We start from the raw sequence: 22,350 nt of genomic DNA, 5'->3' as shown, positions 1-22,350 counted from the left end.
CGAAAAGATAAACGCGAAGATCGCCGATACGACGATGCCCGGCATCGCAAGCGGCAGATTGATGCGCCAGAACACGCGCCACGGCGAAGCACCATCGAGCCGCGCGGCTTCATCGAGCTCGATGGGAATATTGCGGAACTGATCCGTGCAAATCCACACGACGATAGGCAGCGAAAAGGTCAGATAAAGCAGAATCAGCACGATATGTGTATCGACGAGATCGAGCTTGGTGGCAATCAGAAAGAACGGCACCGCGAGCACCACGGGACTTACCATACGGTTCGAAATAAACCAGAACCACAAGTCTTCCTTGCCGCGAAATTCATAGCGTGCAAGCGCGTAAGCAGCGGGTGCGCCTAGCAGAATGGCCAGCACCGTCGTGCTGCTTGCGATAATCAGCGAGTTAAGCAAGCTGCCCGCTACATCGTGTTCGAACAGCGCTGCGGAGTAGTGATGCAGTGTCGGACTAAAGAACCATTTAGGCGGATACGCGAGCGCATCGGCCTGGCTTTTAAGGCTCGTCGTAACCATCCAATAGAAAGGAAACACGGACGACAAAAACACCACTAAAAGGCCGATAAAATGCCATACGGTCGCACGCTTACGCGCCGCACGTGCACGCTTGGCGCGCTGAGTGACTTCAAGGTTAAGCGTACTCACGCAGCCTCCCGATACACAAAACGAATATAAAGACGCGACAGCACAATAGTCAGAATCAAAAGAATGATGGCCTGCGCAGATGCCATGCCTTGATCGAACAAACGAAAGCCCACGCGCTGAATATAGATGCTGATAAATTCAGTGGCAGCACCCGGACCGCCGCGCGTCATGGTGAAGACGGCGTCAAACATCTTGAGCATGTCTGCGGAGCGCAAAATAAGAATGGCCGTGAGTCCCGGCAGCAGATAAGGCCGCTGCAAATGCCAGAGAATCATGCTCCATTTAGGCGTTTCCAGACGGGCGGCCTCTTCCGCTTCCTTCGGCACCATCGACAAACCCGCCAGCATGATGAGCGCGCAGAAAGGCGTCCACTGCCAGATATCCATGATCATCACGGAGACAAAAGCGAGTGTCGGGTCCGCCAGCCAGTCCTGCGGCGGAATGCCGATCAAACCCGCCAGATAGTTCGCCACACCGAATTGCCGATTGAAGATTAGTCGTCCGATCAATCCAACGACCGCGTAAGTCGTCGCCATAGGAATGACGAGACTTACGCGCGCGGCGGTACGCATCCAGCGTAAAGCGGTTCTATGCAGCATCAATGCAGCGAACAGGCCTAAGGCGACTTCTATCGGCAAGGTTAAGCAAAGAAACAAAGCCGTGCGGCCAAGCGCTTGCCAAAAGCTCGGATCGGTCAATGTAGAAACGTAGTTATCGACACCGACAAACGGCGTGCCCGAAGCCAGATCAGCCAGCTTGTACTGATGAAACGAATTCCACAGCGCCAGCAACAACGGATAAATCCCGATGATCGCCAGCGCCGCGATTGCGGGGATCAGAAACCAGAAGGCAGGCGAACGCGGCCACACGCGCAAGCGCCGTGCAGGCTTGCGGCCATGCGTGACTGGTGATGCCATTCCATTCGCCATGCCTTGTCTCCTTAAGCCTTAGCCTTATTTCAGCAAAGGCTTCTTGCCGTCGTAATAGCCCGCTTTCTTGAGAATGTCTTCAGTCTTTTGGCCGATGGTCTGCGCGCCCTCTTTCACCGTCACCTGACCGAGCATCATCTTGCTGCCCCATTCGCCGATGACTTCCGACACCGCAGGCCATTCCGGGAAACGCGGACGATAATCCGGCACGCCGCCTTGCCACGATTCGACCATCGGCTTAACGAACGGATACTTGTCCTGCACGGCCTTGTCGTTGTAGACGGCCATGCGCGCCGGTACGCCGCCTGCATCGAGATACGGCTTGGCCATTGCCTCCGACGTGATCCATTGAATAAACAGCCACGATGCCGCCTGTTTCTTCGCATTCGACTTCGCATTCACCGCAAGCGAGAAGCCGCCGAGCGCAGGCTTGAGGCCAGCCGGACCTTTAGGCTCGGTCGTGATCGCCAGACAATTGCCGAGCTTCGATTTGCTCGGGTCCGTCAGCGTGGGATAGAACGCGGACCACTCGGTGATCATCGCGACCTGCCCTTGCGCAAGCGCATTGACCGCTTCGGCATGATCGAAATCGACGATGCCCGGCGGCATGTACTTCATCAATTTCTGCCGATATTCAAGGCCCGTTTGCGATTGCGGCGACATCAGGTTGGACTTAAATTTGTCGTCGAGCAGCGAGCCGCCATTCGGCCACAGCACACGCATAAAGCTATCTGCCGACTGCGTTTCACCACGACGCGATTGCAGCGCGAAGGCGAACTTGTCGCCCTTGGTGAGCTTCGGTCCATAGACGTTGAGCAGTTCATCCCATGTCTTAGGCGGCCCGTCGAAACCGGCGTCCTTCAGCATGCACTTGTTGTAGAACATCAGGCCAGAGTAGTTATCGAACGGCAGACCATACGTGACCTTGTCCCAGGAACCGAACGAGTCGAGCAGAATCGGGAAGAACCCTTTGAGATTGAGATTCGGGTCCGCGAGTTTGGGGTCGTCGGTGAACTTCTTGATCGGCACCAGCCACTTGTTGCTGGCGAATTCGCCGATCCACACCACGTCCACCAGTACGATGTCCTGATCGCCGCCGCCCACGAAATTAAGCACTTCTTTTTCGCGCGTGTTCTCGTATGGAATGACTTCCCAACGCACCTTGATGCCGGTCTCTTTCTCGAACTGAGGAATCAGGGTTTGCGCGGCCTTATAGCCCGGTCGATCCAGAAAAACCGCCTTGATGGTGGTGCCCGAATACGGCTGCGCCGCTTCCTTCAAAGTCCAGGCCTGAGCATTCGATGCCGCGAATGCAGCGCTTGCCGCCAGCAGCACGACTGCCGTGACGTGTTTGACCGGACCCATTTGGCGGGTCGGGGTAAAACGCTTCTTCATGCCTGTCTCCTTGGTTTTTTTCTTGCGGGTGCGGCTTGAGGGAATGTGTCCTTAAGATGACGTCCTTGTGCTTCGTTTCACTTGTAATTTCAGTTTTACAATTGTATATTTTGGCCCGAACAGCTTGTCAAGAACTAAATCGCTAAAGCCTTAAGATGCTGCGCTGCGATGCAAAGCGATCGTCGCGCAGTGAACAGGAGACACGCATGAGCGCAGTTCATCTGCAGCAGATTCGCAAGACGTTTGCGGGCGTCGAAGTGCTGAAGGGCGTGGATATCGAGGTGACGGACCGTGAGTTCATGGTCTTCGTCGGCCCTTCCGGATGCGGTAAATCCACGCTATTGCGCACGATTGCAGGCCTCGAGGAAAGCGATTCCGGCCATGTGCTGATCGGCGGTGAAGATGTTACGGACCTCGAACCATCCCAGCGCGGCGTGGCGATGGTGTTTCAGTCGTATGCCTTGTATCCGCATATGTCCGTTTATGAAAACATCGCGTTCGGGCTGCGTATGCTGAAGCTGCCGGAAGCGCAGATCAAGGAACGCGTGCAGCGCGCGGCGGAGATTCTGCAAATCGGTCAGTTGCTCGAAAGAAAGCCGCGTGCGCTATCGGGCGGACAACGTCAGCGGGTAGCCATCGGCCGCTCGATCGTGCGTGAACCACAAGTGTTTCTGTTCGACGAACCGCTCTCCAATCTCGATGCCGCCCTGCGCGTGCAGATGCGCCTCGAACTCATCAAGCTTCACAAGCAGCTCAACGCAACGATGATCTACGTCACGCACGATCAGACCGAAGCCATGACCATGGCCGACCGCATCGTCGTGTTGAATCACGGGCGCGTGGAGCAGATCGGCTCGCCGCTGGAGTTGTATCGCGCGCCGCGCAATCGCTTCGTGGCGGGTTTTATCGGCTCGCCCAAAATGAATTTTCTCGATGTGCGCGTGCTGCGTTGCGATGCCAACGGCGTGACGATCGAGTTGCCCGGTGGAGAAGCGCTGACGCTGCCGTTCGCGGCATCGGCGACAAAAGCGGGGGAAACGCTCACGCTCGGCATCCGTCCCGAGCACTTCGTGGAAGCATGCGGCGGCGATATCGACAGTGGTCTCAGCGGCGAAGTGATGGTGATCGAGCATCTCGGCGGCGAAACCTTGCTGCATCTGCGGCTTAAAAACGAGCTGGTGATTCAGGTCAAAGGTTCCGGTGAATCGACCGCCGTCGAAGGGCAAAAACTCAATGCCGGATTCAGCATTCGGCACGTGCATTTGTTCCGCGAAGATGGCAGCGCGCTCGAACGTATGAAGCCGGTCGAAGTCGCCGCCTGAGCACGCGCGCATCACAATTAAGTTTTCGCCTGAAAGTGCCGTAAACGAGACAAGCCGGCGCCATCAAGAGCGCCGCCCTTCACACGCTCCGTTTTTCGTCCACTCATGGCATCCAGCTTTCGTTCGCTGGCGGCGTCGGCCGTCGTGCTCGTGTCCGCGCTCGTCGTCGGGCCGGCGCAATCGCTTGCGCATTCCGGCAATGCCGAACTGCCCGTCACGCTGACCATCTACGACATCTGCACGCTCGATACCAACACCGCGCGCCCAAGCGTCGCGTGTTCCGCTGGCGGGCAGTATCGCGTTCTGGCAGGAGAATTTTTTGCCAGTGTGCGGGTCGCGCGCTTCCGGGCAAATGCGGATCGCGCAGGTTCGATCGTCGAAATCGCCTTCTAAGCCGCGTAAATGAGGCATTTGCACTACCACAAACGATCACAACGATCGTTACAATTTGTTACTACTCTGGTCTGACGAATAAACATAATGAAGGCGTCCACGACGCGCCCCAGAACCTGAGAGAGAGCTGCGCAAACGATGGCGCGACGGGACATTTCACAAAAGAGGTGAAGAAATGCGCCGTCATTCGTTTGCCGTATCCATGTTGTCCCTCGCGCTGGCAACGGGGCCGCTCGTTCCCTTCGGAGCGAACGCCGCCACGCGAAGCACCACGTTCACTGTCACCCTCACGCTGCAAAACGATTGCCAGATCGCGGCCAACGCGTTGAACTTCGGCACGTCGGGCGTCATTGCAGCAAACATCGATCAGACCACCACGCTCACTGTCACCTGCACCAACGGCGCGCCGTATAACGTTGGGCTGGACGCGGGTTCGGTCAGCGGTTCCACGGTTGCCGCACGTTTGCTGCAAAATCCGGCGACGGGTACGCCTACCGTCGCGTTCCAGCTTTATCGTGATTCGGCGCGTTCGCTGGTGTGGGGCCAGACAGTCGGCACAGATACGCTGGGCGGCACCGGCACGGGCGCTGCGCAAACGTTGACGGTATACGGCCGCGTTGCGCCGCAGAACACGCCGGCAGCGGGCACCTACTCGTCCACGGTCACGACGACGATCACGTTCTGACATGCTCAACCAGCAGGTTCGACGAGTCGCGCAGCGGCTCGCGGGGAGCATTGTCGCCAGCGTTTGGATCATGTCGATGTCGATGCACGACGCATCGGCGGCCGCCTTGCAGGTGTCGCCGATCCGCCTCGACCTCGGCGCCGACAAGCCCGCCGCCGCGCTGACCTTGCGCAACGAAGGCGCCGTGCCGCTCAATGCGCAGGTGCGCGTGTTCGCGTGGAGCCAATCGCCCGATGAAGACCGGCTCGAACGCACGGCGTCGATCGTTGCGAGTCCGCCGATCGTGCGGATTGCGCCGAACGCGGAGCAGACGGTGCGCATCCTGCGCGTGGCGGATACGCCGCTTGCGCGCGAGGAGACGTATCGGCTATTGATCGATGAGATTCCAAACGCTCAGGCATCCGAAACGAATGGCGTGCGTATGCAGTTGCGCTATTCGGTGCCTGTTTTCGCGGGTGCGCAAGACTCACGCGTGCCTACCCTTTCGTTCGCGCTGGAACGCAAGGATGCGCAGTGGATGCTGCGCGCGTCCAACGGTGCGGACACACATGCGCAATTGAGCCGCGTGAGTCTCGAATGGCCCAACGGTCAATCGACGGCGGTATCTTCAGGACTGCTCGGCTATACGTTGCCGCATGCCACGCGACGCTGGCCGGTTGCAAGCGTGCCCGGCGATCCCGCGTCCGCCACCGTGCATGCGCTGGTCAACGGCGAGCCGCTGACGGCGCGCATCGCTATCGAGCCGGTGCGGGCGTCGCCGGCAACCGACCACTGAGCCGTGGATGCGATCGCCACATGCGCTTGCGCTTTGCATTCTGCCGATCAGCGCGTTGGTGTCGATGCCCGCGTGGCCGCAATCGAAGGATGCAGCCGTGCCGCGCGCCGCCGTCAGTGAACAGAACGCGCTGTATCTCGAAGTCGCGATCAACGGCACGTCCACGCAGAAGATCGCGCAGTTCTTCGTGACCGACGAGATGATTTACACCACGCTCTCCGAGTTGCGCGATCTCGGCCTGCGCACCGACGACCTCAAGGGCGATGCACGCGGACGCATCGCGCTCGGGCTGATTCCGGGACTGCGTTACAAGTACGTGCCGCAGCAGCAGCGTATCGACCTCGAAGCAACCGATGCGCGCCGCGTGCCGAATACGCTCGCCAATACGCCTGCGCCACCGCCCGTGTCGGTCAGTGGCACGGGTCTCGTCGTCAATTACGAAGCGAGCGTGCAGACCAATTCGCCCACGCAATACGGTCTTTACAGCGAGGAACGCTTCTTTTATCCGGGCGGTGTCCTGGACAATACGGGCACGGTGTACTGGTATTCGACCAGTCATCGCTATGTGCGTCTGGATACGTCGTGGAGTCATTCGGATACCGAATCGATGCTCACCACGCGCGTGGGCGATACGATATCGTCATCGCTTACCTGGACGCGACCGGTGCGCATGGGCGGCGCGCAGCTTTCGCGCGATTTCGGCTTGCGGCCCGATCTCATCACGTATCCGGTGCCCTCGCTGGCGGGATCGGCGGCGGTGCCGAGCGCGGTCGATCTGTACGTGAACAACGTGCGTCAATACAGCGGCAATGCGCCGACCGGACCGTTCGTCATCAACGCGGTGCCGTCGATCACCGGCGCGGGCGAAGCGGTGATCGTGAGCCGCGACGTGCTGGGCCGCAGCGTCATGACCACGGTGCCGCTTTATATCGATTCGCGTCTGCTCGCGCACGGCCTCACGGACTTTTCCATCGAAGCCGGTTTCGTGCGGCGCGCGTACGCGTTACGCTCGTTCGACTATGCGGGCGATCCTTCGGTCTCCGCATCGATCCGTCGCGGCATCACGGACTCGTTCACGTTCGAAGCACACGGCGAAGCCACGCACGGCGTGTATAACGCGGGCGCGGGCGTGTTGTTCCGCATCGGACAGGCGGGTGTTTTCAATGTGTCGATGGCGGGCAGCGCGGGCAATGGCGGCTCGAATCCCGCGCCGATCTATGTTTATCCCGCGAGCTATTACGACGGCTTCGGCGCGATTGCGCCGGACGCGAGCACCATCACGCCGCAGACACCGAATGGCGGCAGCGGTCTGCAAGTATCAGCAGGATGGCAATGGCGCACACCTGCTGTATCGATCGATCTTCAGGTGCAGAAAGCGACGCCTCACTACAGCGATCTCGCCTCCGCCGAAGGCACGCCCGTGCCGCGATCGACGTATCGCGCGACAGTCGCTGCGCCGTGGCGCATGTTCGGCACCACGAGCACAGCAAGCGCGAGTTTCGTCGGTCAGGACGATCCGTATTACGGCGATTCGCGCATCGGCTCGCTGGCCTACACGGTGACCTTGCCGCGCGGCACGTCCTTATCGGCAAGCGTCTATCACGATTTCGGCGATACCCATAACACCGGCGTGTTCGCTGCCCTCACCTTCGCGCTCGGCGGCGCGCTCAACGCGAGCGTCGATGCGGGCACGGATCACGGCAAGCCGCTGTTCGGCGCGGCAGTGACCAAGACCGCGGACTATGGCGGCGGCTTCGGCTGGCAAGTGCAGAGCGCACGGCAGAACGGTGTGCAGCAGTCGCTCGCGCAGACCAATTATCGCGGCCGATACGGCGATCTGCTTGCCACCGTGGTCGATACACAATCGCGCGTCTACGGCGAACTCGATGCCTCCGGCTCGCTCGTCATCATGGCGGGCGACGTGCTCGCGGGCCGCCGTATCGACGATGCCTTCGCGCTCGTCTCGACCGATGGCGTGCCAAACGTGCCCGTGCTGCACGAGGACCGCGAGATCGGCACGACCAACGGCGCGGGACATTTGCTGGTGCCGGATCTGGTCGCGTATCAATCGAACCATCTGGCGATCGACCCGCTCAATCTTCCCGCCGATACCGCCGTCAGCACCACGCAGCTCAACCTCGCGCCGCAATCGCGCGCGGGCGTGCTGGCGCGTTTTCCGCTGCATGATTTCACGGGCGCACAGCTTCAATTACTCGATGCAAACGGCGCGCCGTTGCCGGTAGGCACGGAACTGATTCATCGCGAAACCGGCAAGCATTTCGTGATCGGCTACGACGGCCTTGCGTTTATCGACGATCTCGCATCAAGCAATACGCTCGATGCCGCGCTCGCCAGCGGCCATTGCGAAGCGGAAGTGCCCTTCCAGGCACGCGCCAATTCGCTGCCGACGCTCGGGCCGTTCAACTGCAAGGCGTCCTCGCCATGAGACGCATCGCACTATTCTTCGTCATGCTGATTTTTTTCGTGACGCCGGTGCGCGCGCAAGTTTGCACGGCGTCGATATCGAGCATCAACTTCGGGTCGATCGCGCCTGCCACGGATTCATCGGCGAGCGCATCCGGCTCGGTCACCGTCTCGTGCAGCGGCTTTTTGCTGACGCCGTTCGTGCGCGCGTGCGTGAGCATCGGCACGGGCAGCGGCGGGACATCGTATGCGCCGCGTTACGCGCTGAACGGCGCGAGCACGCTCGCCTACAACCTTTATGTCGATTCAGCCGGCAGCACGATCTGGGGCTCGCGGCGCTCGGGCACGTATGCGGCCGTCGCCATCGACATACCGCTTACGATCCAGCTCGGCACCGCAACGGGCAGCCGCACCGTGCCCTTCTACGGACGCGTGCCGACGGGACAGACGACGCTGGTCGCGGGCACGTATCTATCGACATTTGCGGGCGCGACGCAGGCGGAAATGACGTATCAGGCCTACGTCCTGACGCCGCCCGATTGCTCGACCCTTGCGGCCAATTCCAAGGCGCTATCCTTCACCGTCAGCGCCAATGTCATCAACGACTGCACGCTCGCCGCGACCAACATCAATTTCGGCACGGCGGGCGTGCTGAACGGCACGCTCGCGGCAACCGGCACGCTGTCCGTCTCCTGCACCAGCAACGATGCGTATTCGATCGCGCTATCGGCGGGCAGCGGCACGGGCGCAAGTGTCGCGGACCGGCGCATGACGCGTTCGGGCGGCAGCGAGCAGGTGCGCTATCAGCTTTATCAAAACGCCGCGTATTCCACGCCGTGGGGCGATGGCACCAGCGGCGCCATGCCCGTGACCGGCACCGGCACCGGCACCGGCGTGAGCCATGCCATCACCGTTTATGCGCGCGTGTTGCCGCAGACCACACCGAGCGCGGGAAGCTATACGGACACAATCATTGCGACCATCACGTACTAGGCATCGGACCGGTACGCCTTGAGGATTGCTTGATTGGGATTGCAAAAGTTTCCAAAAGTGCTTAGCGCAAAATTTCAAAACGCGCCAAACCTGCCGTGTCCTCCTGTCTCACACTCGACATGTCACCGTAACGCCTTCACCGTTCGTCACGTAACCGGAACGCAATCTGTTTCGTTTATGAACGGTCCTGCACCGCGAAAAGCCATCGAAAGCCTTATCCGCTGGGGTTTCCCCGGGTTGCTCCCATTGTTCGCGCGTTATGTTGCGCGAAGAACCACGCTGGCACGAGTCCTGCAAACAAAGCAACGGTCCAATCGGAGGGACACGATAATGAAAACTGCGGGCACGAATACAACGACGCACCGTTCGCCCGTCGCGAACGCGGCGCCGGAGTCGGGCCATGCGTTGCAGCGACGCGTACTTGACGGTCTGAGAGCCGGAGAGTTCTGCATTGCCTATCAGGGCATCTACCGAGTCAACGATGGCGAACTCGCGCAGATGGAAGCGCTTATTCGCTGGAATCATCCGGAATACGGTCTGCTGCTGCCGGGCGCGTTCTGCCAGTCATTCGCCGACCCCGAAGTCATCGACGCGGTGACCTGGTTCGTGATGGATACGGTCGCGCGCGACATCGCCGCGTGGCAGCACGACGGCGGCGCACGTTATACGGTCGCGGTGAACGTGCCGCCATCGGTCGCGGTGCTGCCGGGTTTCACGGAGAGCGTCGCGTCCATTTGCAAGTCGCACGATATTGCGATGGAGTGCATCGAAATCGAATTGGCGGAGAGTGAAGACCTCGCCAGTTTTCCGTCGATAGGCGAAGTCGTGCGGCGTCTGAGAGCGCGCGGCGTGAATATCGCCATGGACGATTTCGGCACTGGCTACGCCTGCCTTGCAGCGCTCGGTCCGATCGATTTCGGCACCGTGAAAATCGCCAAGGAATTGCTTAAGGAAGCGCCGCGCTGCCCCAATGCGCGCATGGTGTTTTCATCGGTGCTGGCGCTGATGTCGCGGCTCAAGGTCAACGTGGTGGTCGAAGGTGTCGAAACGGCGGCGCAGGCGCAATGGCTCGCGCAATGGCCGCATGTGCTGGCGCAGGGATTCTTTCTGGCGCGGCCGACGTTCGGCATCGACAAGGTGCCGGGTGTGAAGCACGCCAACACGATTGCACGGCGCAGGACCTTGCGTCATGACCATCAGCATTTGCGGAACAGTATGCGTCTCGCCGATGCAGCCTGATTGTTTGCTCACAGGTTTAACGTTTGCCCGGCTTTTTGTGTGTTGATCCGCACAGGATACGCACAACAATAGTCGGGCCAACGAGAGCTTCTGGCAGCCCTCGAAAGGCCAGAACTTCGCCGACGCTTTGGCAAGCGTCGGCGTTTTTTTTGGCGCTTTTTTGGTTAATCGCAGTCCGAAATATATTGGCTCGAGATTAACTTCCCCTCAAACCGCCGGCTCCTCATCGAATATCTGAAACTTCCGCATCTTCTCCCACAGCACCTTTCTGCTGATCCCGAGATACTGCGCCGTATCCTGCCGCCGCCATCCATTGGCATCGAGCGCGGCGAGCACGCGATTGCGTTCGTTCATATCCCACTTGCTGCGATCGACCAGCAAATCCGCCACCGCATCCGCAGGCGCGGGCTGTGAATTGCGTGCAAGCACGAGAAGGCGCTTCACGCGCGCTTCGTCCCATCCGCCGAGTTGCCGCACCGTCACGCCGATACGCTCCGCCAGATTGCGCAACTCGCGCACGTTGCCGGGGAAGTAGATATCGGCGACTGCATCGACGAGCCAATAGGGCATTTCCGGCAGCGCGGCCAGCTTTTCCTTGCCTACCACTTCGCTGATAAACGCCTTGAACAACGCGATCTTGTCGCACGATCCTCGCTCTTCCAGCGATGGAATCTTCAACTCGATCACCGCGAGCCGATAATAAAGATCCGCGCGAAATGTGCCGTCCTTGACGAGTTGCGGCAAGCTCTTGTTGCTCGCCGCCACCAGCCGGAATTCAAGCCGCACCGGCGATGCCGTGCCCAGCCGCACGACCGCCTGATCTTCCAGCACGCGCAACAGCTTTACCTGCTGATACAGCGGCAAATCCCCCACTTCATCGAGAAACAAGGTGCCGCCGTTGGCCTGCTCGAAATAGCCCTTGTGCGCCAGTACCGCGCCCGTGAACGATCCCTTCGCATGCCCGAAGAACAGCGACTCGAACAGCCCGTCCGGAATCGCCCCGCAGTTGACCGCGACGAACGGTCCTTCGCTGAATGTACTGTGCTTCTCGTGCAGCAATTGCGCGATGCGTTCCTTGCCCACGCCCGTCTCGCCATGCAATAACACGCTGGTGTCGCAGTCCGCGAAGGTTTCGACTTCGTGTAAAAGCGCCTGCATGCACTCGGCCTGCGCAATCAGCGCATGCGATGCCTGCGCTTCCGCGCCATGCGCGCGCAATTGCTGCGCGAGCTTGCCCGTCATCGCGCGCAGTTCCGCGCCGGTGAAATCGAGCGGCAAAATATGTGAGTAGTCCGCAGGAAATGTCGATGAATCGCGTTCGCGGGGCGCGGCGCCGACCCAGACCACCGGCATCGAATGACGCGCTTCCCAGTCGCGCAATGCGAACGCGCCGGTATCGATCACGCTGACACTGATGATCGCCATGCTCGGCCGGTCGCCCTCGCGCGGCGCGTTGATCGACGTGCCGTCGGCGCGGATCACGTCCACTTCGTGGCCCGACATGGCGCGCACGACGCGCTCGACGATATCGGCCTTGCCCTCCCAGACGTAGATATCGATTCCGTCGATTTTGGTGTTCGGTCTCATGTTGGACATTCAGTAAGCCAGTTGCGATTGGCCGCAAGTCAGGGACAAGTCGTGAATCGTGCTCACGCCCACCTGCGCGCCGAGAAGTTGCAGCACCGGCACGAGCACTTGATCGAGTCCGGCGAGAATGGTGCTCAGCACCGGCAGCAGTGCATTCAGTACCAGCGGCGACACGAGATTGAGCACCGGTTGTAGCAGCCCGATCGATGAAGTAATCACCAGACCGCCTTGCTGCGACAGACTCGAACTCAGCGTCTGCAAACCGTTGGCGAGCGTCGCGCCGGGAGTAACCGAAGTTGATTGATAGTCGTCGCTGTCGCCCACCACGCCGTTGAACGTCAACGACGCCGCCGCCGACTTCGGCACCGAGGCGCTCACGTTCGCCGCCATCGTCACCGTCAGCACGCCTGCGTTCAGCAAGGTCGCGGGCGAGCTGCAACTGTAGGGCGCGAGCGTGTTGGTCGGCAGGTTGCCGACGCAGACGTTCGCCAGTCCGCTGATCACGCCGATCGTCGAGGTCCGCGCGGCGGGTGCGCCCTGACAACTGGTCGATGTCAACCACGCCTGTCCCGCGCCGACATCCACGTACAAAGGCAGATTCAGCAGCGCCGAATTGCTGCCGCCGAGGATCGCGCCGAGCGGAATCGTCGCCACGCTGACATTCAGATACGCGCGCACCTGCGCCGTGCTCGCCATCGTGCGCCAGTTGCCGCTGGCGTCCTTGCCCGCTTCGCCGACCGCCAGCACCGGCGGCTGAATCACCTGCACCTGAAGCGCCGCCGATATACCCAGCAGATTCAGCCCGCCCGCCACGTTCACCGCCGCCTTGCCCGCCTGTGCGATTTCCGCCGTCACGAACAGCGCGTCGAGCGGGCTGATGGTGGCATCGAGTGCGGATTGGGTGTTGGCGAGCGCCACTTGCAGCAAACCCGGACTGCTCGCGGTCTTGCCGAGCGCAATGCTTTGATTGCCCGGAATGTTCGCATTGACGATGGTCTGCATCGCGCCGATCGCGGTGGAAAGCTGCGCATTCGCGACCGTGGTGGTCTGCAAGGCCGTCAGCATAAGTTTGGCGATCTGCGCGGCGGTCAGTTGCGTCGCCAGCAATTGATCGACCGTGCCGACGCCCGCCGCCGTCACCAGATCACCGATCTTCACGCGCGTATTCGCCAGCCCCTGATAACCCACCAGCGACAGATTCAGATTGGTGCCGAGCAGCGCGTTGAGCAGGCCGTTGATCGGTCCCGGCCCAATGGTCGCAAGCGTGGTGCCGATGGTGAACGCGCCGATATTCGTCGCGCGCGCCACCGCCGTTGCGCTCACCGTCTGCGTCGGCCCGATAAAGAACGGCTGCACCGTGCGCGTCGCGACCACCTTGACGGCGTTCACGGGCGCGCCGTTCATGCCGTAGTAATCGGGCGCGGCGTACATGGTCGGGTCCCAGCGCCCACAGCTCACGGTCATGCTGTTGCCCTGCGCCGAAGCACTAAAGTTATTGAGCGATGCACTGCCACTCGCCGCCGACGTAGCACGCGTGCAGGCGGCATCGGCGACTTGCGGGCCTGCGCTCGCGGCCAGATCGACCACGCTTTGCAGGCTGCGCCGCGCGAAGAAATAGTTGCCCACATCGATTGCGCCGAGCGCCGCCACCGCGACGACGATCCAGATCGCGGCGAGCGTGCTGGCCGCGCCTCGTTGTCTTGCGCGCGCCGGAGAAGATTTGCGCTTGATCATGACGACTCTTTCAGCATGCCGAATCAATTGGCATCGTGATAATTCACATCGAGCGACGGCTTACCGCCGTTCTCGAACGACGAACCGTAGTGATCGGGAATGGCTGTATCGAACGATTTCAGATAGCGCGCATAAGCCGCGCCCGCCTCCGCGCCGAGCATGGGCTGCACGGGCGCGGCGGCGCTGTTGCTCGCCTGCAGCGCGATCCACGCATTCGCCGATTCACCGATGCGGTCCGTCTGTCCCTGCGCATACACGCCGTGCGCTGCGCTTAGCAAACACGCTGCCAGCAAGCACTTTCCTCGAAATCCATTCATATCGTTATCCTTTCTATTCGATGCTAGCGCGATGCCACGCGACTCGCTTTCACCGCATCCGCCACACGCTGCGCATCGCCGCGAATGGCTTGTTGAATATCGGCCGGCAGCTTTTGTTGCGCCATCAGGTTCTGCGCATTCGCGCCCTGCCCGCTCGCCAGCAGATACAGCGCAAGATTGCTCATGATCTTCGGATTGTCCGGCGCGAGTTCGGCGGCTTTCATCAGCGGCACGCGCGCGCCTTCCACATCGCCCTGACGCAGACGTGCGTAGCCCAGATCCGAGAGCATCGGCGCATCGGTTGGGGCGAGTTGCGTGGCCGCCTGAAAACGCGCCGCCGCTTTCGCAAAGTCGCCCGCTTCGCCCGATAACAGCCCCAGCCCGCGCCATCCGCGTGCAGCCAGTGGCGTGCCCGTCAGCCGATGGTAGGCTGCCTCGCTCGCTTCCGCCTGACCGGTCTGACGCAGCGCATCGGCACGCAAGAGAATGGTGTCGGGCGACTCGCCATACTGCTGCTCGTACGCGTCGATATGCGCGAGCGAGGCGAACCACAGGCCCTGCGCCTGCATCTTGTCGATCAGCGCGAGGTACATGCCGGGGGTATCGGGAATGGCGTCTTTTTTCGATGCCTGATCGAGCGCAGCCTGACGTTCGGCCTGAATGCCGAGTCCATAGCCGCTTTCCATTTTCGATGCACACGCCGAGAGCATGCTCACTGCCAGCATTAATACGGATGCCTGAACGAATCGATTGATATACATATCATGCTTACCTGTGAATGCCCGCGAGCGAATGTACGATTGCGATAAACCCCGGCCCCGCCGTCACGATCAACAACGCAGGAAGCAGCGTAATCACCATCACCCCGGTCATCTTCACCGTCAATTTGCCGATGCGTTCGCGCAGCATCGCGCGGCGGCCATCGCGCAGGCGATCGCCGAATTGCCGCAGCGGTTCCTGCACCGCGCCGCCGTGTTGTTCGACCTGAATCACCAGACGCACGATGGCGGCAAGATCGTCGTTGTCGTAGGTCGTGGACAAGCGTTTGAGCGATTGTTCGCGCGTGCGGCCGGTGGCGAACTGCGCCTGCGCCATCGCGAGTTCGCGCGACATCACGGGCAGCACGGCCTTGAAGTCGGAGATCATCACTTGAAGACTCTGATCGAGCGATAAACCCACGCCCTGAAGCAGACGCAGCAAATCGACGAACATCGGCAATTCCGAGTTCACGGCGCTTTGACGCAGGCTTGCGCGGTTCTTGACGAACCACTTCGGCGCCATAAAGCCCAGCGACAGCGCGATAAACACGTACATGGCCACGCGCGTGCCGTGCGCGCCGTGTGCGGCGTATCGCGCGTAGGCGAGCACGAACAGCGGCATCACGATTGCGCCGACGATGCGCGCCGCCAGAAAATAACCGCGTGCGCGTGCATCGAGATAACCGCAGCGATCCAACAAGCGGCGATCTTCTTCCGCCACCGCGACGCGGCCGATCGGGGTATCGAGCCAACCGGTTCCCGTGCTGCCGATCGCGGCAAGCAGACCGCGCTTCGGCAGCGCTGCTTCGCGCGGCGAGGATGCAGCCGATGGCGCTGCCGCGCGTTGCGTCAACGCCTGATCCAAGGTGCGCGCCGAGCGCTGCATACGCACATAGCGCGACAACGCGTGCAGACCGATCAGCCCCATGCCGATCGCCGTCGCCAACACGGCAAACGCAGCGAGCAAATTTGGCGTGAGAAGCGTGAGAGACGTGGGATGGGTCATCGTCATACCCTCAGTTTCGCCAGCCGATACAGCAGATACGCGCCCAGCATCTGCAAGCCGACTGCCGCATAGACGAGCCGCTTGCCGAGCGGATCGACCCACATGGTATTGAAATAGCGCGGGTTCATCACGATCACCGCCACGCCGAGCACGATCGGCAGCAAGCCGAGTACCCACGACGAAAGCCGCGTTTCCGTCGATAGCGCCGTGAGCTCGCGGTCGGCCTGTTCGAGATCGCGCATCAGCGATGCCATGCGGTCGAGCATCACGTCCGAGCGCCCGCCGTATTTCACCGACACACGCAGCACCGATCCCACCAGTTCCAGTTCCCGCACGCGATACATGCGCGCCACCGCGCCCAGCGCATGATCGATTTCCATGCCGGTGCGCAGCATCGGCAGCGCGCGATCGAGGCATTCGCGCAGCGGCGCTTCGGTGCCCGCGAGCGTGGCCTGGAACGCAGCGGGCACGCTGTTGCCGATCACGATCAATCGAACGATGCCATCGAGAAACGAAGGCAGTTGCCGCGTGATGTGCTGGCGGCGTTTCTGCGCGCGCCACGTCAGCCACGCGTACACCGCGACGAACACGGCGCTTGCCGCGATCACGCCGAACATCGCGCCGACGCGCACGCCCGCCCACAGCGATACGACCGCCGCCACGCACAGCGTCGTCACGCTCAGCGAGCGCGGATTCGCGACGCCTGCGCGCCGCATCAGCGTGACGAGCATCGCCCAGACGCGCGCCGTTTCCCAGACGATGCGCTTCGCGGCATCCGCAGGCGGCGCGGTGACGTTGAGCATCGAAGGCGCATCGGCACGCGGTGCACGCGGCGCATGTGGAACGGCCTGTTGCACATTGCCCGCCGCCTGCACCTGCCGCTCGACGAACTTCGCCGCCAGCGCGCGCTCGCGCTTTTGCACGCTGCGCCACCACAGCGACAATCCCGCCGCCGCGCACAACAGCGCGAACATCGAGACGAGCGCGACGCCCCTAGACATTGAAGCCTCCGCCGAAGCCGAAGCCGCCCATGCGTCCCGGCGGCGCGCCGAAGCCTTCGTTCATCGCTGCTGCGCCGAGCGCCTGCCGGAACTTCGCCAGCTTCGGCGAACTCGGATGAATGCCGAGCGAGGTCCAGTGATCGACGTCATCGCCATTGGAATCCGTGGACGGATCGTAGCGATACAACTCCTGCGTCGCGATGATGTTGTCGGACAATCCCGTTACTTCGGTAACCGAAAGAATCCGCCGCCGCCCGTTCGACAAGCGCCCGATCTGCACGATAAAGTCGATCGCATTGGCAATCTGCCGCCGCAAACTTGATTCGGTGCCCTGAAAACCCGCAAACCCCGCCAGCATCTCCAGCCGATACAAACATTCGCGCGGCGAAGACGCGTGCACGGTGCCCATCGAACCATCGTGGCCGGTGTTCATCGCCTGAAGCATTTCGAGCACTTCGCCGCCGCGCACTTCGCCCACGATAATGCGGTCCGGCCGCATCCGCAGCGTATTGCGCAAGAGGTCGCGGATCGACACCACGCCTGCGCCATCGAAGCCGCCCGGACGGCTTTCGAGCCGCACCACATGCGGATGATTCAGCGAAAGCTCGGCGGTATCTTCGATGGTCACCACGCGTTCGTGCTTCGGAATGAAAAACGCCAGCGCGTTCAACAGCGACGTCTTGCCCGAACTCGTGCCGCCCGACACCAGCACATTGCAGCGCGCCTCGACCGCCGCTTCGAGCAGCGTGGCGATGTCCTGATTGAAGGTGTTATTGGCGAGCAGATCGTCGGGACGCAGCGGATCGCGGCGGAATTTGCGGATCGAGACCATCGGCCCGTCGATGGCGAGCGGTTCGATCACCACGTTCACGCGGCCGCCGTCGGGCAGGCGCGCATCGACCATCGGGTTCGATTCGTCGAGCCGCCGTCCGATCGGCGCGAGAATGCGCCGCACGATGCGCAGCAGATGCGCGTTATCCGCGAATCGCACCGGAATCTTTTCCAGCATGCCGTGGCGCGAGACGTACACGTCGCTGTAGCCGTTGATCAGAATATCTTCGACGGCGACATCGGCGAGTAAATCCTCGATCGGCCCGAAACCCGCGAGTTCCTTGGTCAGCGCGGCAGCGACGAGGCGCACTTCGCTTTCGTTGAGCGGCACGCGTCGCAGGCGCACGAAGCTGTCCATTTCCAGATCGACGAATTGCTGAATCGCCGCACGCGACCATCGGCCGAATTCCGCGCCGAGTTCTTCGATGCGCGTAAGCAAGTGCTCGTGCGCCGCCGTCGCCACATCCTGAAACTGCTGCGAATGCGCGAACGCGACGGCGTCGTCGGCCAGGTCGTTCGCGAATGCGATGTCCTTGCTGAAGTCCTGTGCCATCGTCTATGACCGTCTGAGAAAAGTGGGAAGGAGATGCCCGAGCGTCGGGGCCTTGGTGTCGTTCGTGCGTTTCGTCGCCACGGCCGGTTCGCCCGCGAGCCGCGAGATGAGCGGCGCGAGCGCGCGCACATAGGGATCGCGTTCGTTGAGATCGCTGAGCAGGCGGCCCTGATTCACCGCGCGGCCCAGCGCCTGCGCGCGTTCCGGCAGCACGGCCAGCAGCGGCAATTCGAGCCGCGCGGCAAGCTGGTCTGCGCCGAAGTTAAGCGCCGCATCGAATTTATTGACGATCAGGCTCGGCTTCAGCGGCGTGATTTCCGTGTTGTCCTGCGGTTCAGCGTTCAGCGCATCGAGCATGGCTTTGGCGGAGACGGCCGAGGTCACGTTCGGGTCGCAGACCAGCCACACATCGTCGGCTGCGTGCGCCACTTGCGCGACGAATTCGAGATTCGTGAAGCCGCCCATATCGACGATCTGATGATCGAAGTACGCGCGCAGCCGGTTCAGCGTGCTCACGGCGGACGCGAAGGAAATCGAGCGCATCGCGGCGAGATCGGCGGGCAAGGCGGTCAGCGCGAGGCCGCTCGAATGACGCGCGAACGCAGTGTTCACGAAGGTTTCGTCGAAGCGACGCAGATTGCGCACGGCATCGACAAAATGGAGTTCGCTTTGGGTGTCGAGCAACAAGGCGCTGTCGGCGGCGGGCAGGCCGAGGTCGAGCAGCGCCGTAGTCTTGCGGCGGTCCGTCACGCGCTTCTGCACGCAGATCGCCAGATTCGCCGCCAGCGTGCTCACGCCCATGCCGACGCGCGCGCCCAGCAAGACCGTGATCTTGCCGTGACGGCTGACCGGTTCGGGACGCTCATCCGCCAGACGCTTGACGATGGCGAGCACATCCGCCGGATTGCCGTTGACGTCGATGAAATCGCGCACGCCCGCGCGCAGCGCCAGCACCGCCGAGACCGGCGACGACAGCGTGCCAAGCGCGACCATCGGCACGCCGGGACACGCGTCGCGGACCGCCTGCGCGAGCTGGCTGGCATCGTGCGCGCGCGACAGCGTGCCCGGCGCATTCTGTCCGCACGGCAATTCCGTGAAGTCGATAAACACCACCGCCGGCCCGCTTTCCGCGATACGCGCGACCAGCGCCATCGGTTCGGTCGGCGCGGGAGCGACCGCGCCCAGACTGCCGAGCGCGCGCCCGAGCCACGCGAGCCGCGCCGGATCGGCGCTGACGCTGAGCATGGGCATCGCGGGTGCGAACGAGGTGCCGCCGAGGGGCGCGAACTTCGGTGTCATTGTGAAAACCCCGGCGCGGCATCGCGCGCGAACACGCCGCCGACGAAGCTGCGCCAGACCGGACCGTTGCGCTGCTCAGATTGCTCGCCGGGCGTGCTCGGCAAGGCTGCGTTCTTCGCAATCGGCGCGACCAGATGCGGCGTGACGATAATCACCAGCTCGCGATCCGACTGCGAATACTGCAGGTTCTTGAAGAACGCGCCGATGATCGGCAAATCGCCTAAGAAAGGCACCTTGTTCACGTTCGACGTGGTTTCGCGATCCACCAATCCGCCGATCACGAAGCTCTCGCCATCGCCCAGTTCCACGGTGGTTTCGGCGCGGCGCGTGGTCAGCGCAGGCACCGACACGCCGTCGATGGTGATGGCGTGCGCAAAGTCGAGCTGGCTCGCTTCCGGCGCAACTTTCAGCGCGATGCGTTCGGGACCGAGAATCGTCGGCGTCAGCGCCAGACCAATGCCGTACGGCTTGTACGTGATGGTCGTGGTGCCGAGCGATTGCGGCACCGGCACCGGAATCTCGCCGCCCGCGAGGAAGCTGGCGCTTTGTCCCGACAGCGCGACCAGCGTCGGCTGTGCGAGCACGCGCGCGAGATTGTTGCCTTCGAGCAGACTCAGATTCGCGAAGATGCCGCGCGAGGTCGAGTTCATCACCAGGTTGAACGCGGAGCCGATCGGCGAGGTCGCGGTCACGGCGATCGGCGCTTTCGCCCCGCCCGTCACCGAACTCAGCGAACTCGGCGCGAAGGTGCCGAAGGCGAAGCCCGCGTTGTTCTGCGAGAACAGATTGAAGCCTGCTTCCTTCAGGACCGACTTGGTGAATTCGACCACTTTCACATCGACCTGAACGACGTTCTTGGTGGCGACGGTGGAGGTATCGACGATTGCGCCGTCCTTGCCTGCCGATGCCCGCGCCGCCGCGACGCCCCGCTGATGCGCCGCCATGTTCGCGGCCGTACCGGACAGCACTGCAGTTTGCCCGAGCACGCGCACTTGCGGCGTGTCCGGATCGAGCAGCGCGGCGCTCGCGCTCGCCTTCACGTCGATGGTGTAGGTGATCGGCGTGGACTCGCCGCGCGGCCAAAGCAGGAGATCGGTCGTCCCCGCCGATTTGCCGACGATCAGCACGCCGCCATTGCCGCGCAGCGTGATGACATCGGCGACGGCGGCATCGCCTACCGCGATGCGCGAGAAAGCGCGGCCACGCGAGATCGATTTCTGCGCGCCCACGGTCAGCGCGATGGTTGGCGCGATCGCCGTAACAGGCACGATGCGTTGCGGAGCGCCGATGGGCGCGGCGGTCACGGCATCGAGTTCGGCGGCATGGGCGGCAATCTGAAACGTGAACAGCGCTGCAATCAGCAAACGAGCGCGAAAAAAATGGGTTGGCCGGGTGATCGTCATTGTGATTTATTCATACCTGCTGGGCTTGCTTCGATTCAGGATGCGGTGCGTTCCACGCGGCCGCCGCGAATCACTTCGATATCGTCGCCACGCGGCGCGGCGCGCTGAACCGGCGCAGGCGATGCAGCGCGCACCGGCGCGCGTTCCCGCGTCACATGCGCCGCCGCCAGCGCACTCAGCGATACCCCCGCTGCGGCCAGCGTCGCGCCGTTCTTGTCCGCGCCGGTCTGAACCAGCGGCGTGAAGGCTTGCGGAGGTGCGGCTTCGTCATCGTCGGGATTGCGCAGCGCGAGCACGATGCGGCCTGCGTTTTCCGCGAGCGTGAGAGCATCGACATCGGCGGTGCGGATGGCGAGCACGGCGGGGCGGCCGGCTACCGTGCGATTCACGGGGATGTTGGGGTTCGCGGCGTTCGCGTTGGTCACGCCGTTTGCACCGTTCGCACCGGCATTCGCATTCGTATCCGCGCCGCCGACCGCCGTGCTGCCCACGCTCAGCACACGCACCTTCGACAACAGCAGCCGCGCCTGTGTCGATGCAATCTCGGCGTCGTTGTTCGTGCCGCCGTTTTCGCGCTTGAGCGTGAAGAACACATCGACGAAATTGCCCGGACGCACGTAGTTGCCTACCGCGTTGGTTTCGTCGATCTGCACGGCGACTGCGCGTTCGCCGGGCGCGACGACATCGGCGAGACCGGTGGACAGCGCGTCTTCGGTGAGCGGCGCGCCTTGTGCGACGGCGGCGCGCGTCACGCGGCCGGTGAGCGCGTTGATATCGTTGAACGCGCCGGGCGCGGTTTCGGCCTGCATGCGCACGGTCAGCGCCGACGCATCGAGCGACTGGCCCGCGCGTAGATCGCGTGCGGCGATCACCACCGGCACGAGATGCCGATTGGCGTCGAGCGCCTGCGATTCACCCGGCGCGGACGCGCGGTCCGGACGCGCATCGGGCGAGCGCGCCAGCGTGAAGGCGAATACGCCGAGCGCGACGGCCAGCGTGAAAAACAGGATTGCGAGTGTGCGGGTGACGTTGGCCATGGCATCAAA

At 62.3% G+C, this 22,350-nt stretch carries 20 protein-coding genes; 7 read left to right on the top strand and 13 right to left on the bottom strand.

The features are described 5' to 3' along the window. The 3 genes from P7F28_RS14845 to P7F28_RS14835 all read right to left on the bottom strand — a co-directional run. Window positions 1–660: carbohydrate ABC transporter permease (locus tag P7F28_RS14845; protein WP_277185279.1), on the bottom strand; the 660-nt coding region annotated here is incomplete at its 3' end. Beyond that, window positions 657–1,577, bottom strand: coding sequence for a carbohydrate ABC transporter permease (locus P7F28_RS14840; protein WP_277185278.1), 921 nt, complete (start codon window positions 1,575–1,577; stop codon window positions 657–659). The genes P7F28_RS14840 and P7F28_RS14845, both read right to left, overlap by 4 nt. A 36-nt stretch (window positions 1,578–1,613) precedes the next feature. Next, the gene (locus P7F28_RS14835) at window positions 1,614–2,984 is read right to left on the bottom strand and encodes a sugar ABC transporter substrate-binding protein (RefSeq protein WP_277185277.1); all 1,371 of its coding nucleotides are present in this window, start codon (window positions 2,982–2,984) and stop codon (window positions 1,614–1,616) included. Between the two features lie 206 nt (window positions 2,985–3,190). Between P7F28_RS14835 and P7F28_RS14830 the strand changes: the two genes are divergently transcribed. The 7 genes from P7F28_RS14830 (at window position 3,191) to P7F28_RS14800 (ending at window position 10,815) form a co-directional block, all read left to right on the top strand. Next, window positions 3,191–4,306 (top strand): ABC transporter ATP-binding protein, encoded by a 1,116-nt coding sequence (locus P7F28_RS14830; protein ID WP_277185276.1) that lies wholly within the window; start codon window positions 3,191–3,193, stop codon window positions 4,304–4,306. A 105-nt stretch (window positions 4,307–4,411) separates the two neighbouring features. Next, window positions 4,412–4,699 (top strand): hypothetical protein, encoded by a 288-nt coding sequence (locus P7F28_RS14825; protein ID WP_277185275.1) that lies wholly within the window; start codon window positions 4,412–4,414, stop codon window positions 4,697–4,699. A gap of 202 nt (window positions 4,700–4,901) precedes the next feature. After that, complete coding sequence (locus tag P7F28_RS14820; RefSeq protein ID WP_277185287.1) at window positions 4,902–5,384, top strand: spore coat U domain-containing protein; 483 nt, start codon at window positions 4,902–4,904, stop codon at window positions 5,382–5,384. A 76-nt stretch (window positions 5,385–5,460) separates the two neighbouring features. Then, window positions 5,461–6,159 carry a molecular chaperone gene (locus P7F28_RS14815; protein ID WP_277185274.1) on the top strand — a complete coding sequence of 233 codons (699 nt, stop codon included), beginning with the start codon at window positions 5,461–5,463 and terminating at the stop codon, window positions 6,157–6,159. 7 nt (window positions 6,160–6,166) lie between these two features. Beyond that, window positions 6,167–8,605, top strand: a complete 2,439-nt coding sequence (locus P7F28_RS14810) for a fimbria/pilus outer membrane usher protein (protein ID WP_277185273.1) — start codon at window positions 6,167–6,169, stop codon at window positions 8,603–8,605. Continuing rightward, window positions 8,602–9,576, top strand: coding sequence for a spore coat U domain-containing protein (locus P7F28_RS14805; RefSeq protein WP_277185272.1), 975 nt, complete (start codon window positions 8,602–8,604; stop codon window positions 9,574–9,576). Before P7F28_RS14810 ends, P7F28_RS14805 begins: the two co-directional genes overlap by 4 nt. 330 nt (window positions 9,577–9,906) lie before the next feature. Continuing rightward, window positions 9,907–10,815, top strand: a complete 909-nt coding sequence (locus P7F28_RS14800) for an EAL domain-containing protein (RefSeq protein WP_277185271.1) — start codon at window positions 9,907–9,909, stop codon at window positions 10,813–10,815. Between the two features lie 207 nt (window positions 10,816–11,022). On the opposite strand, the gene P7F28_RS14795 is transcribed toward P7F28_RS14800, so the two are convergent. Genes P7F28_RS14795 through cpaB form a run of 10 tightly spaced genes read right to left on the bottom strand, consistent with a single transcriptional unit; the run spans window position 11,023 to window position 22,341 of the window. Beyond that, on the bottom strand, window positions 11,023–12,402 hold the full coding sequence (locus tag P7F28_RS14795) for a sigma 54-interacting transcriptional regulator (protein WP_277185270.1): 1,380 nt from the start codon (window positions 12,400–12,402) through the stop codon (window positions 11,023–11,025). Window positions 12,403–12,411: 9 nt separating this feature from the next. Next, a complete protein-coding gene (locus P7F28_RS14790) occupies window positions 12,412–14,136 on the bottom strand; it encodes a TadG family pilus assembly protein (protein ID WP_277185269.1) in 1,725 nt (574 codons plus the stop codon). A 23-nt stretch (window positions 14,137–14,159) separates the two neighbouring features. Next, complete coding sequence (locus P7F28_RS14785; RefSeq protein WP_277185268.1) at window positions 14,160–14,453, bottom strand: DUF3613 domain-containing protein; 294 nt, start codon at window positions 14,451–14,453, stop codon at window positions 14,160–14,162. A 23-nt stretch (window positions 14,454–14,476) separates the two neighbouring features. Then, window positions 14,477–15,214 carry a tetratricopeptide repeat protein gene (locus P7F28_RS14780; RefSeq protein ID WP_277185267.1) on the bottom strand — a complete coding sequence of 246 codons (738 nt, stop codon included), beginning with the start codon at window positions 15,212–15,214 and terminating at the stop codon, window positions 14,477–14,479. Between the two features lie 7 nt (window positions 15,215–15,221). Beyond that, complete coding sequence (locus tag P7F28_RS14775) at window positions 15,222–16,217, bottom strand: type II secretion system F family protein (protein WP_277185266.1); 996 nt, start codon at window positions 16,215–16,217, stop codon at window positions 15,222–15,224. Between the two features lie 2 nt (window positions 16,218–16,219). Next, window positions 16,220–17,218, bottom strand: a complete 999-nt coding sequence (locus P7F28_RS14770) for a type II secretion system F family protein (RefSeq protein WP_277185265.1) — start codon at window positions 17,216–17,218, stop codon at window positions 16,220–16,222. Then, window positions 17,211–18,602 carry a CpaF family protein gene (locus P7F28_RS14765; protein WP_277185264.1) on the bottom strand — a complete coding sequence of 464 codons (1,392 nt, stop codon included), beginning with the start codon at window positions 18,600–18,602 and terminating at the stop codon, window positions 17,211–17,213. Before P7F28_RS14765 ends, P7F28_RS14770 begins: the two co-directional genes overlap by 8 nt. Window positions 18,603–18,605: 3 nt before the next feature. After that, complete coding sequence (locus P7F28_RS14760) at window positions 18,606–19,901, bottom strand: fimbrial protein (RefSeq protein ID WP_277185263.1); 1,296 nt, start codon at window positions 19,899–19,901, stop codon at window positions 18,606–18,608. Next, window positions 19,898–21,304: a type II and III secretion system protein family protein gene (locus P7F28_RS14755; RefSeq protein WP_277185262.1), complete on the bottom strand. Its 1,407-nt coding sequence runs from the start codon at window positions 21,302–21,304 to the stop codon at window positions 19,898–19,900. Before P7F28_RS14755 ends, P7F28_RS14760 begins: the two co-directional genes overlap by 4 nt. Window positions 21,305–21,339: 35 nt before the next feature. Continuing rightward, on the bottom strand, window positions 21,340–22,341 hold the full coding sequence (gene cpaB / locus P7F28_RS14750) for a Flp pilus assembly protein CpaB (protein WP_277185261.1): 1,002 nt from the start codon (window positions 22,339–22,341) through the stop codon (window positions 21,340–21,342). Window positions 22,342–22,350 lie beyond the last annotated feature (9 nt).

The organism is Caballeronia sp. BR00000012568055 (assembly GCF_029439455.1).
In the GTDB taxonomy this organism is placed as follows: Bacteria; Pseudomonadota; Gammaproteobacteria; order Burkholderiales; family Burkholderiaceae; genus Caballeronia.
This window is presented reverse-complemented; position numbering and strand designations above follow the sequence as displayed.